A 12,450-nucleotide genomic window follows, 5' to 3' on the forward strand; every position below is an offset into this window, starting at 1 on the left:
CGCGGAAAAACCGCGGGGTAGGAAATAAGATCTAATCTCTTACGATGATTTTTTAGCTTCATCAACCAGGCTTAACATTGCCTTTTCAAAAATTTGAAAAGATTTTTGCATATACTCTAGCGCTTTATGACCATTTTCAACAGCTAAATTAATTTGCTTTTCTAATAGCTCTTCAGGCTTTTTAATCTTAGCAAGTTCTTCTGGCTTGATGTAAGTCACAGCTTGCATTGTTTTAATATTTAATCCAGCAATAGCTTGAAGTGGTTCTTGTAACTTCTTAGCCATATCGCCCCATTTTTCAAAATTAGGTTGGTTCATGATACTCTCCCCGATATATGTTGCATTGCACAATATAATAATAGTACATGCTCTTATTTTTTGTCAATAGATTAACAAATTATTTTGCTGCAATGCAGCATGGGGTGCGTTTTGCGCACCGGCATTCTTTTTTAGGCTGTAGGTAAAAATAAAAAAACCGCTAAATAGCGGCTTTTAAAAGTAGGTAAAAACTTATAATTAGTGCTTATCCGATCCGGTTTTTTTAGCTTCATCCACCAGACTTAGCATGGCCTTTTCAACAATTTGAAAGGATTTTTGCATATAATCCAAAGCCTTATGACCATTTTCAACGGCTAAATTAATTTGCTTTTCTAATAATTCTTCAGGCTTTTTTATACCAGCAAGTTCTTCTGGTTTAATATAAGTAATACCTTGTAATGTTTTAACATTTAATTCAGCGATGGCTTGGAAAGGCTCTTGTAGTTTCTTAGCCAGATCGCTCCATTTTTCAAAATTAGGTTGGTTCATGATACTCTCCACTATTATGCTGCATCGCACAATTTAATAATAGTACATTAGAAACATTCTTGTCAATGCATTAGAATTATTTTTTTTGCAGTGCAGCATAGTCTCCTCGTAGAAGTCCGAATTACCGCTTCTTGACCGCGGTAATTCGTAGTGTTGTGCTCATGAATATATTAAGGTTTAAACAAAGCCTGCCACTGCTGCATCATCGTTTGCATTTGTTGATTCCAGTTTTCAGTAGCCTGGGTATAAGGATTAGTTTGCAGGGGTTTTTCCATCGCCATGAACATCTGCTCCATCATTTTTTTTAATGAGGCATGCATGGGATGATTCGCTAAAGAAATAATTTGTCGCAAAATTTCCGAAGACAAAAATTGATTGGCTCCTGCTTCCATCTCGACAATGATTTGTAACAAAATGGTATTGGTTAAATCTTTCCCGGTCATAGAATCTTCAACGCTAAACTGTACCCCATCCACGACATAACGTTGCAGCTCTTCAAGAGTAATGTATTGACTGGTTTCGGTGTCATAAAGTCGACGATTTTTATATTTTTTTATTAATCGAGTCATAGGGTTCTCATGAATGTTGATCTAGTCTGTTTTATCTGTTCTCAGCGCACTACTCCATCTTATCAAAAAGTCGTATGGTGAAGAACAGATAAGTCGTTAATGCCGACTAATACATATGAAGTCCACCGTTAACACTTAGGTTTGCCCCTGTAATGTATCCGCTCTTCTCATTAACTAAAAAGTCCACTACCCAAGCAATTTCTTCCGGTTGGGCTAAACGCTTCGCCGGAATTTGCTCAATAATTGATTCTAAAATGTCAGGACGAATGCCCTTCATCAAACGCGTATCCACATAACCAGGCGAAATACTATTAACCGTAATGTTTTTACCCATTAATTCTTGTGCCAAACTCTTGGTAAATCCATAAATACCTGCTTTAGAAGCGGCATAATTGGCCTGAGAAAACTGGCCTTTTTGCGCATTTACAGAAGAGACATTAACGATTCTTCCCGACTCATGTTCTCTCATATTTTCGACAACCTGCCGGGTAACATTAAACATCCCATCAAGGTTCACTCGCAATACTTCATCCCACTGCTGTTTGGTCATTTTAGTAAACACTGCATCCCGGGTAATACCGGCGTTATTCACTAAAACATCAACATCCCCGAACTCTTTTATAATGGAATAAATGACCTGTTCACATTGCTCATAGTCACTAACATCCATGTGTCGAAACGCTATATTTCGATACCCAGACTCGCGCAACTCCTCTTCCCAGGCGATACCATGCTCTTTAGTTGCAAGATCAAGAGCAAAAACATGCTTAGAAGATGCATTTAACTGTTTTGCGATTGCAGTACCGATATCACCGGTACCCCCAGTAATTAATACGACGTTGTGACTGTGCATAGAACTCTCTACTGTTGTTTTACCTTAAATAAGCATAGACATAACTCCCAAGAGTAACAACTTTTGGGAGTTATTCTTTTCTAATTGAGACCTTTACTGCATCGATATGTAGTAGGAAACTACATGTACTGACCACCATTGATGTCTAAATTTGCTCCAGTCATAAAGCCGCTGGCAGGGGATGCGAAAAAAGCAACCGCATCAGCAATTTCTTGAGGATGTCCCAAACGTCCAACAGGGATATTAGCAATAATTGCATCAAGAACTTCTTGTTTAAGGCCTGAAAGCATCGAGGTTTCTATGTACCCAGGAGATATCGTATTTACAGTAACACCTTTGCTTGCTACTTCTAAAGCAAGACTTTTGGTAAAACCGAATAATGCGGCTTTGGTAGACGCGTAGTTACATTGACCAAATTGCCCTTTACGTCCATTAATTGAAGAAATACTAATGATACGACCATAAGCCTTATCTAACATATGCGGGATTACGTTACGTGTCATGTTAAACACACTAGTTAGGTTGGCATCAAGAACTTGCTGCCATTGTTCCGGAGACATTTTTCTTAAACTACAATCTTGAGTGACACCGGCGTTATTAATTAGCACATCAATGCGCCCATAGCGCTCCATCATTTGTGCAGTTATTCGTTCACAATCAGCAAATTGCGCTACATCCCCATAAATGATGTCGATATCAAAACCCGCTTGCTTTTGCTCTTCTTGCCATTGTTTGGCTTCTTCATGTCTTCCATGTTTAAAATAGCAAGCAACAACCTGATAATCTGCCGCAAGACGCTGACAAATTGCACTACCAATTCCTCCGGTACCACCAGTAACGATTGCCACACTCTTAGTCATAAATAACTCCCTGTTATTACTCTAACCATCATAGTACTACTATTCTTAAAAACCTCAAAATACCTTTTCTAAAGCTTTTGAGTATAGAAGAAGTTTAGAGCTAAGCAAGTAGATTATAAAAGAAATTTTCGCGTGGTGATGGTAAGCGAGTATCCTCTAATTCCCGCACTTTATGCGCGGGAACCAGGAAGTGACAATAATTAATGTGTTTGATGATAAACAGGAACATATCCCTTTAATTGTTGCGCAAACTGCTTGAGCACCTCCAGGCCTGACTCTTCAGCCTGACGGCACCATTGTTGCAGTGCTTCAATCAATTCTTTTTGCGATGCCGCTGTTTTTAGCCAAACGTTTTGCAGTGATTGCTTATATGCATAAACAACGCGCAATTGCTCACGTGCTTCTAATAGGGCAGATAAACGCGCTCTAGCTTTAGAACTCAGTAAAGAATCTTCACGACGTAATAAGCTGCCTGCTCTTGCAAACATTTTTTTCGTTTCTTTATTTCCGCCACTATTAATAAGCTCTTGCTTTAATATGGGACGAATCACGCCTTTATAATAATTGGACATTACCTGGAAACGATTCGAAATAACTGCTTTTACCGTATCCATATCTACTTGCAACTTACCTGCTTCCATAGCTAACTTTGGTGGTAATTTTTTAACTCGTGCCAAACCAAAGAACGACAGAATACGAATATACATCCAACCAATATCAAATTCCCACCATTTCACCGAAAACTTGGCTGAGGATGCAAAGGTATGATGGTTATTATGGAGCTCTTCGCCACCAATCCAAAATCCCCAAGGAAATATATTGGTTGCGGCATCACGACATTCATAATTACGATAGCCCCAGTGATGGCCAATCCCATTAATCACGCCAGCAGCATGGAAAGGAATCCACATCATTTGAATTGCCCAAATGGTAATTCCCGGAAGACCAAAGAGGAATAAATTGATGAGAAACATCAATACCACGCCTGAAGCAGAATAATGCGAGTAAATATTTCTTTCTACCCAGTCAGTCGGTGTGCCATGAGAGTATTTAGCAACCATCTCTCGATCTTTACGCGCAGCGCGGTAAAGCTCAGCCCCCTCCCAAAATACTTTTTTAATGCCTAGAACAACAGGACTATGGGGATCTCCTTCAACGTCAGTTGTTGCATGATGTTTACGATGAATAGCAACCCAATCGGCAGTAACCATTCCTGTAGTTAACCATAGCCATAAGCGAAAAAAATGACTAACGATAGGATGTAACGTTAAAGCTCGATGAGTTTGATAGCGATGTAGGTAAAGTGTTACTCCGGCAATGGTAATTTGCGTCATAACAAGAACTGCAACCACATACCCCCAAAAAGACAGGTTTAGATAACCAAAAAGCATAATCACTCCGCGTCTAATGCTAGTTTATGAAAAAGCCATTTCCGTAGGCAAAACACACGGCTGTAGGCGGTGTTTTACACTTCAGATCCCTCAAGTATAGTATAAGGATAACACATTTTTATTCATTCCGTTGCAACATTTCGTGATGTAGTCGATAATTAACCTTATCTCATCATATACATATTTTGGAATCATGCTATGAACAATAAATTTCAAGTACCAAAGATCTTTGAGACCCTAATCCCATTTATTATCGCCGGAATTGCCATCGCCTTATTTGTTGGCCTACTATTTATGTTTTCCTATGTTGTGATATGGGGATTAATTATTGGCGGAACCCTATGGCTCATTTCGGTAGTTAAAGAACTACTTTTTCCGAGCAGCAAAAAAACCACCATTGTTAAAAAAACACAGGGTCGTATCATTGAACATGACGATAAGAAATAATGCCTGAATTACCTGAAGTTGAAACCACCAAAGAGGGTATTAAACCTCACCTTGAAGGGCAAATTATTGGGAATATTGAAGTCCGTAACTATGGATTCAGGATTCCTGTACCCGCCAATATCAATGAGCTTTGCGCAGAAAAAAAGATCCTGGCGGTAACCCGCCGGGCCAAATATATTCTGCTGCAATTAAGTGAAGGCTATCTTTTAATTCATTTAGGAATGTCAGGACACTTACGCATTGTTTCCAATACCAATCTGCCTGAAAAACATGATCACATCACCTTGAATTTAACTAATGGCAAAGCACTGAGATTTTGCGACCCTCGACGCTTTGGTTTATTCATTTATATCGATGAAAACCCACATCAGCATAAACTTCTTACCCACCTAGGCCCTGAACCACTTTCTGAAGCCTTCGATGGCCATTACCTATACCAACGAGCGCAAAATAAAAATAAGCCCATAAAATCATTTATTATGGATAATGAAATCGTTGTGGGTGTAGGCAATATTTATGCGACTGAAAGCTTATTCTTATCGACTATTCATCCAGCTACTCCTGCCAAGAACATTGATGAAGCGTCCTATCATCTTTTGGCAAAGCACATCAAATCAGTGTTACAACAAGCCATAAAAAGTGGCGGAACGACCCTACGCGATTTTTATGCCTTTGATGGAAAACCTGGTTATTTCAGCATTTCGCTCCAAGTTTACGGTCGTAAGAATCAACCCTGCATGAAATGCCGACACTCGATCCAAACCGTTATAATCGGGGGTCGCAGCTCTGCATTTTGCCCCCACTGCCAAATATTGGCTCCCAGTCACGGAGTCTCTGGGCAATTGTAGCGACTTAAGTTATATTAGCGGCTCATTTAACTTAACATAATAATAATGAAAATAAACCAGATAAGAACAGCATGGGTAGTTGGTTGTTTGTTTTTTTATACAGCAGTAACCAGCCTCCGCTGTATTGGCAAATACTATTTCGGTAAGACAACCCGGGCGTGGACTGATAAAGCTCTTCACCATTGGGTTGATCAATTACTCAATAGCGTCCAGGTAAAATACAAGGTAATTAATCCGTATAAGGTTCAACCTGAGCTCGGAAAGGCCACGATTATTATGTGCAATCATTCCAGTGCCTATGATATTCCTCTTGGTTTTAAAGCATTCCCCAATCATTCCATCCGTATGCTGGCGAAAAAAGAATTATCTAAAGTTCCCTTAATGGGTAAAGCCATGCAGGCTGCAGAATTTCCATTTGTTGATCGTAAAAATCGCTATCAAGCGATTAAAGATTTAGCTTACGCCAAAAAATTAATGGAAAGTGGCATAGTGCTTTGGGTCGCTCCAGAAGGAACTCGCTCGAAGGATGGAGAACTAGCACCATTTAAGAAAGGTGCCTTTATTACTGCAATTGAATCTCAAGCGACCATCATCCCTATCGGTATTCGTGGTGCTAATAATATTCTTCCTGCACGTACGTTTAATATTCATCTGAATCAAGAAGCAGAAATACATATAGGTAAGCCTATTGATACCACCGAATTTAGTTTGGATAACAAAGCCGAGTTAATTCAGCAAACCTATGATTCGATTAAAGCGTTGATTAGTAAGTAAGCGGATTACGCCGAGACAGATATTTATACGGCGTGGTTGCTTGTAAAGAACTCTCCTCTACCTATCATTGTCAACACAGTCTATATTTAGACCCCGCGGATGCTCGCGAGGCGTCGGAGGTGATGTGACCAAGAAATAGTTGCAAGCAATCAGGCTACGCTCGTTTGATAACAATATTACAGAATCGCTCAAAAAAACCCTAATACTTCACCCCATACCCTCGAACACTAGTAACAACACTAGCCGCCAAACCCATCGCGCGGGGGTCAGAAGCAGCCGTAAGAATATTTGTATCTTTATCCCAAGTAATGGCTTGCATGTCCCCATAATATTGCTTTAAAGGTTTCAAGGTATATCCCATAGCCTTAAGTGCTTCTTGCAGCTCTGGTGAAAAAGTATCCGGCTCAAACTGCAATAAATCGGGAAGAAATTGGTGATGAAAACGCATTGCCGAAACCATGCTAATTGCGCCAAAATCATCATGAAAGACCAATGAAGCAAGCAAAACCATCGTCGCAATACGACTGCCTCCTGGAGTTCCTAAAATCGCAACCCGCCCTGGCAATTCCAGAAAGGTTGGCGTCATGGTGGATACAGGACGTTTACCCGGAGCGATGCTATTTTTATCACTACCAACAACCCCAAAAACATTTAACTCGCCCACTTTAGCGGTGAAATCATCCATTTCATCATTAAGTAAAACACCGGTTCCTTCCGCAACTACGCTGGAACCAAAAATAAAATTGATGGTCATCGTTGCCGCAACACGATTACCCTCTGCGTCAATGATGGAAATATGGGTAGTATTACTTTCTTTAATAGAACTGGTGCCATAGCCCTTTAATACCTCACTAGAAATTGCTTTATTCTCAGGAATTAGGGTTTTTAATTGTTTCGCATTCTCTGCTGAAATCAATTTCTCCACAGGCACAGATATAAAATCAGGGTCTCCCAAAAACTCTTCACGCTGCCAATAGGCCAAACGCATAGACTCCGTTAAATAATGTACCCATTGCACCTTAGGTAGGGATGCTAAAGAATAATGAGATAAAATATTTAACATGGTTAATAAAGCAATCCCACCCGCAGAAGGTGGGGGAGCGGTAATCACGAGCATATTGCGATAGGCACCAATCAAGGGTTCTCTAAGCTTCACTTGATAACCCGCCAGATCGGATAAAGCCCATCGTCCACCCGCAGCGTTCACACTTGTTACTAAGCGTTGAGCAACATCTCCAGTATAAAAACCCTTTTCACCCTGCTCCGCGATCCGCTTTAAGGTATTCGCTAAATCGGTTTGCACCAAACGCTCACCAATTTCATAGGGGCGTCCATTTTTTAAAAAGATTGCAGCGGTTGCTGGATACTTTTTAAGCTGCTCCAATCGACCATCCATATGAAAAAAATGGCTGAGTTGCTTATCCACTAAAAAACCATCTTGAGCCAATTGGATTGCAGGCGCCAGGCTCTTATTTAAGGGTAATCGCCCATAATGCTTTGCCAGATAAACCAAAGCTGCAGGCTGACCTGGAATCGCCGCGGCCAAGCCTCCATTTAAGGATAAATCGGGAATAACCTCTCCAGCAGCGGTTAAAAACATATCCTTGTGAGCAGCAGCCGGTGCGGTTTCCCGGGCATCAATAAAAACATTAGAGCGAGTGCTTGCCTGGTGTAATAACCAAAAACTGCCTCCACCTAAACCGGAATGGTAAGGTTCAACCACTGCTAATACTGCCGCAGCGGCTATGCCCGCATCAAAAGCATTTCCACCATGGGCTAAAATATCTAAAGCCGCGTTAGTCGCTAAAGGATTAGCCGTAGCTACTGCATATCCCGGAGGATAATTAAGCGCCTGTTTTGCATAAGCATTAGCACCAGCAAAAAAACAACTAAAAATTAATACTATAGCCCCCAAAGACTTGGGCTTTCTTCTATTGAAAATCATTACTTTTTTGTCTCTTTTGTAATTCCTCAGCTACACAAGGAGGAACAAATTGAGAAATGTCGCCATGCAAATTCGCAATTTCACGTACCAAACTGGAGGAAATAAACATGGCACGTTCTGATGGTGTTAAAAATATGGTTTCAATATTCTGAGATAACTTACGGTTCATTCCAGCAAGTTGAAACTCATATTCAAAATCAGATACCGCACGCAAACCACGTAAAATTACCGTTGCCTTTTGTTCCTGTGCAAACTCGATAAGTAAATTATCAAAGCCCATGACCTGCACACCCGGCAAATCAGCTACACTTTCTTGCAAAAGACGTATCCGGGTTTCTAAAGGAAAAAAAGGTTTTTTTGCCTTATTAGTTGCAACAGCAACAATAAGTTCAGGGAAAATATTCGCGGCTCGTCCTATAATATCCACATGTCCATTGGTCACCGGATCAAAGGTGCCTGGATATATTGCTTTTGATTTCATATGATTTAAGACTGATTGCTAAGACGACCAGTCTAGCGTATTGTTGTACAAAAAACTACAATAATCCTGGTAAAACAGTAGGATGCAATGCTTTACCAGATCACGGACCGAGGTGAGTATGGATAATTTAAAACGTTTTATGGTGCTTCCTATTTTTTTGCTAACGGCATGTGCGCCACCAAGACCGGCAATGATGCCAGAACAACCAAGCAAAATAGCAAAAGTAGTTCCCAATGAAACACCGACAGAAAAACAACAACCAGCGACAGGCAAATCAGAAACGGTTTCTTCCTGGGAAATTCGTGGTGCTTTAGCAGCCAAAAATAAATCTAAAGGCTGGTCTGCAGCAATGCATTGGACACAAAACGGGCCAAGCTCATACCAGATCCGTTTAATGGGGCCTTTAGGGGCTGGGACTGTGCTAATTAATAAAAAAGGGAGCACGATTACCTTCCAGGATGGACCCAAAAGAATTACTTCATCCAATGCGGATGAATTGTTACTGCAACAAACAGGCGTTCGTCTTCCTGTAAATAATCTCTATTATTGGGTTAGAGGCCTCCCTGCTCCCGGAAAAGTAGGTTCAGAACAACGTGATGCCGCTAACCACTTAGTGATGCTAAGACAAAGTGGCTATACCGTCACCTTTGGAAACTACACGACCGTAAAAGGAACCGCACTTCCTGGCATCGTTCGTTTAGATGGGAATGGGGTAATGGTGAAAGTTGTTATTAAAAATTGGTCTATCTAACGGGTTACCTCAACCCAAAGTCACGAGGGTTCTCTCCAATAAGGTAAAAATTAACGTGTCCTTATTCCGAGAACCCCCGCATCTTAGGCGTTTAAAACAACCTTCTTGAATTCAAATTGAACTAATTTACCAACCAAAAAGCTACCAAAAAAATAAATTTAAAAAATTTATAAAAATTATTGCTTTCAAAGTTGACATGTTCATAAAAGCACTGCAAAATACCTCCACATCGCAAGGATGAAAGCTTTTATAATTTATGGAAGTTTTGATATAGAATCTGCAATTTTTTAGGGGTGTCGCCAAGCGGTAAGGCACAGGGTTTTGATCCCTGCATACCTAGGTTCGAATCCTAGCACCCCTGCCACTTTCTTGTTGATTCACAAGTAAACAGACAGCAGAAGATAACCTGGAAGGATGCATTTTCGTTGGTGCTCAAATAATAATAATATCTTTTTGGCTGTCTTCTGCTATGTGTTTAAGTTACGATGAACCTAGGTCTAAGGCTTTATACACATGTCCACAATGATGATATTTTCCGGTAATGCGAATCCGGAACTAGCACAAAAAATTTCTTCCCACTTACAAATCCCCATAGGCAAAGCAACCGTTGGTACTTTTAGCGATGGCGAAACCATGGTTGAGATCCTTGAGAACGTTCGCGGGCGGGATGTATTTATTATTCAGTCGACTTGCGCCCCATCAAATAATAATTTGATGGAACTACTTGCTATGGCAGATGCACTAAGAAGATCTTCTGCAGCTCGTATTACTGCTGTAATCCCTTATTTCGGTTACGCACGTCAAGATAGACGAGTTCGTTCTGCTCGAGTCCCCATTACGGCAAAGATTGTTGCCGATATGATGGCCTCTGTAGGAATATGTCGTGTTCTTACCGTTGACTTGCATGCGGATCAAATCCAAGGCTTCTTCTACATGCCTGTAGATAACGTTTATGCCACACCTATGTTACTTGAAGATATTGCCAAGCAAAATCTACAAAATGTTATGGTTGTATCACCAGACGTTGGTGGTGTAGTGCGAGCTCGTGCGGTTGCGAAACGCATCGAACATGCAGAACTAGCTATCATTGATAAACGTCGTAGTGGACCGAATAAGTCCGAAGTGATGCATATCATTGGCGATCCGACAAATAAGCACTGTATTATCGTTGATGACATTGTTGATACCGCAGGAACTCTTTGTTCTGCAGCTCATGAATTAAAGAAAAGCGGCGCAAAAAGTGTAAGAGCCTATATTACCCATCCAGTTTTATCTGGCCCAGCGCTCAACAACATTAGAAATTCCCACATTGATGAAGTAGTGATTACTGATACGATTCCTTTATCAGAAGAAGGACGTGCTTGCGATAAAATCCGTGTAGTCAGCCTTTCTGACATGCTGGCACAAGCAATGAAACGTGTAAATATAGAAGAATCTGTTAGTTCTATGTTCGCCGAATAATCCCTTCTATAGTTCTTATCCCGCGGCTTGCCCGCGGGGTTCAATGCCCTCTCTCACCAACAAATCCAGCAAAAACCCTATTCTTGTGACAAAATCTTCAAGCTCCTTCGCTATTTACAATAATCTTAATAATCTCTTAATTTGACGCTGCTACAATTAACGCAGTTAATAAAAAAAGAGAGCATTATGTCTAAATGCGTAAACCTATTTAGATTTTTCGATAAAATTGAAACCACCTATAAGGACATGCTCGAACACATACAGAACGGCTTACATAGAAAACAGCACCATATGGAAACCAGCAGTGAAGAGATTAACTTTTTGCTTCGCTTAATCGCATCACTCCACCTTAACTCTGATTATGAAACAGACCCGGTGCGTACTCAGGAAATATTGCAAGAAATACTAAACGGTGGACATCTGAACTGGGAGGATGATGGAAAATTTTATGAGGAGTTAGTTAAAAATTTTAATTCCAGCATTAACAGACGCATTTCATCTCATCATTCTGTGGTCCAGCAATATTCTCTTTCTTATCCAATATCAAAAGAGGTTCTTTTTGGAGTAAAAGAGGATAGCGAAGGTAGAAAAAGAACGTGGATGCAATTTGAAAAACATGACACGAAAAACCTGCTCAATATAATTTTGCATCTGATTGACTATATTAAGTACCGAATAACCGGGAAAAATATTGGTCCCTTTGGCTCATCTGAGCATACTGATAGTAATCCATTGGTTGTCACGCGAGGCATGGAAGCAAATTAAAAATGAGCTCAATGACGTAGTTCCCTGTCCTCCAGGGACAGGACTACAAATAAAAAAAGGAGCCTTAGCTCCCTCCTTTATTTGGATCCGCAATTAATCACGCGTACCAACATATTTGTCATCAAAATAACGACGTAACTTAGTTCTCAATGTTCCACGACTAATTCCCAGCATAATTGCAGCACGCGACTGATTGTACTTACAGTGTTCCATTACTGCTCGAAATAAAGGGGTCTCGATTTCTTCAAGTACAAACTGGTATAAGTCAACAGGATCAGTTCCCTTAAGCTCTGAAAAATATTTTTGTACTGAATGTGTTACGCTCTCGGCTAGTGAAGCGGTGTTATCCACTACTTCATTACTGATTGTTGTCATTATTATTAGCTCCTCCTTTTAAAAACAGTATATTACCGAATCAAACCGTGTCAGACAAGGGTCGAATTGAAAAAACTACGTTAAATCAATAGAGAATAACCAATACTGGAGCCCTTAATATCT

Annotated in this window: 15 protein-coding genes and 1 tRNA gene; 7 read left to right on the plus strand and 9 right to left on the minus strand. The window is 40.4% G+C overall.

The window, feature by feature from the left end; all coding sequences use genetic code 11:
* Positions 1-39: 39 nt before the first annotated feature.
* From ACD661_RS12555 to ACD661_RS12580, 6 genes are all read right to left on the minus strand, one after another.
* Entirely contained in the window at positions 40-318 is a 279-nt protein-coding gene (locus ACD661_RS12555; RefSeq protein WP_400188214.1) for a phasin family protein, read from the minus strand.
* 198 nt (positions 319-516) lie between these two features.
* Positions 517-807, minus strand: a complete 291-nt coding sequence (locus ACD661_RS12560) for a phasin family protein (RefSeq protein WP_400188215.1) — start codon at positions 805-807, stop codon at positions 517-519.
* Between the two features lie 170 nt (positions 808-977).
* A complete protein-coding gene (locus tag ACD661_RS12565; RefSeq protein ID WP_400188216.1) occupies positions 978-1,376 on the minus strand; it encodes a polyhydroxyalkanoate synthesis regulator DNA-binding domain-containing protein in 399 nt (132 codons plus the stop codon).
* A gap of 106 nt (positions 1,377-1,482) precedes the next feature.
* Positions 1,483-2,229, minus strand: coding sequence for an acetoacetyl-CoA reductase (gene phbB, locus ACD661_RS12570; RefSeq protein WP_400188217.1), 747 nt, complete (start codon positions 2,227-2,229; stop codon positions 1,483-1,485).
* Positions 2,230-2,348: 119 nt separating this feature from the next.
* Positions 2,349-3,089, minus strand: a complete 741-nt coding sequence (gene phbB / locus ACD661_RS12575; protein WP_400188218.1) for an acetoacetyl-CoA reductase — start codon at positions 3,087-3,089, stop codon at positions 2,349-2,351.
* Positions 3,090-3,289: 200 nt separating this feature from the next.
* A complete protein-coding gene (locus ACD661_RS12580) occupies positions 3,290-4,480 on the minus strand; it encodes a DesA family fatty acid desaturase (RefSeq protein ID WP_400188219.1) in 1,191 nt (396 codons plus the stop codon).
* Positions 4,481-4,678: 198 nt separating this feature from the next.
* Between ACD661_RS12580 and ACD661_RS12585 the strand changes: the two genes are divergently transcribed.
* Genes ACD661_RS12585 through ACD661_RS12595 form a run of 3 tightly spaced genes read left to right on the plus strand, consistent with a single transcriptional unit; the run spans position 4,679 to position 6,549 of the window.
* A complete protein-coding gene (locus ACD661_RS12585) occupies positions 4,679-4,927 on the plus strand; it encodes a hypothetical protein (protein ID WP_400188220.1) in 249 nt (82 codons plus the stop codon).
* Complete coding sequence (gene mutM, locus ACD661_RS12590; RefSeq protein WP_400188221.1) at positions 4,927-5,775, plus strand: bifunctional DNA-formamidopyrimidine glycosylase/DNA-(apurinic or apyrimidinic site) lyase; 849 nt, start codon at positions 4,927-4,929, stop codon at positions 5,773-5,775. Before ACD661_RS12585 ends, mutM begins: the two co-directional genes overlap by 1 nt.
* Before the next feature lie 45 nt (positions 5,776-5,820).
* Positions 5,821-6,549 (plus strand): lysophospholipid acyltransferase family protein, encoded by a 729-nt coding sequence (locus ACD661_RS12595; RefSeq protein ID WP_400188222.1) that lies wholly within the window; start codon positions 5,821-5,823, stop codon positions 6,547-6,549.
* Positions 6,550-6,748: 199 nt separating this feature from the next.
* Here the strand turns inward: ACD661_RS12595 and ggt are convergent, their stop codons facing one another.
* Both ggt and coaD read right to left on the minus strand, forming a co-directional pair.
* Positions 6,749-8,494, minus strand: a complete 1,746-nt coding sequence (gene ggt, locus ACD661_RS12600; protein ID WP_400188223.1) for a gamma-glutamyltransferase — start codon at positions 8,492-8,494, stop codon at positions 6,749-6,751.
* Entirely contained in the window at positions 8,481-8,975 is a 495-nt protein-coding gene (gene coaD, locus ACD661_RS12605; protein ID WP_400188224.1) for a pantetheine-phosphate adenylyltransferase, read from the minus strand. The genes ggt and coaD overlap by 14 nt, the downstream gene beginning before the upstream one ends.
* A gap of 118 nt (positions 8,976-9,093) precedes the next feature.
* On the opposite strand from coaD, the gene lolB reads away from it, so the two are divergent.
* From lolB to ACD661_RS12625, 4 genes are all read left to right on the plus strand, one after another.
* Positions 9,094-9,726 (plus strand): lipoprotein insertase outer membrane protein LolB, encoded by a 633-nt coding sequence (gene lolB / locus ACD661_RS12610; RefSeq protein ID WP_400188225.1) that lies wholly within the window; start codon positions 9,094-9,096, stop codon positions 9,724-9,726.
* Positions 9,727-10,015: 289 nt separating this feature from the next.
* A tRNA-Gln gene (locus ACD661_RS12615) sits at positions 10,016-10,090 on the plus strand.
* Positions 10,091-10,239: 149 nt separating this feature from the next.
* Entirely contained in the window at positions 10,240-11,187 is a 948-nt protein-coding gene (locus tag ACD661_RS12620) for a ribose-phosphate pyrophosphokinase (protein ID WP_400188226.1), read from the plus strand.
* A gap of 186 nt (positions 11,188-11,373) precedes the next feature.
* Positions 11,374-11,952: a hypothetical protein gene (locus ACD661_RS12625; protein WP_400188227.1), complete on the plus strand. Its 579-nt coding sequence runs from the start codon at positions 11,374-11,376 to the stop codon at positions 11,950-11,952.
* Between the two features lie 93 nt (positions 11,953-12,045).
* Here ACD661_RS12625 and ACD661_RS12630 read toward each other — a convergent pair whose 3' ends face one another.
* Positions 12,046-12,327, minus strand: a complete 282-nt coding sequence (locus ACD661_RS12630) for a helix-turn-helix domain-containing protein (RefSeq protein WP_058476721.1) — start codon at positions 12,325-12,327, stop codon at positions 12,046-12,048.
* Positions 12,328-12,450 lie beyond the last annotated feature (123 nt).

The sequence above is a fragment of the Legionella lytica genome, assembly GCF_044626755.1.
Lineage (GTDB): Bacteria > Pseudomonadota > Gammaproteobacteria > Legionellales > Legionellaceae > Legionella > Legionella lytica_A.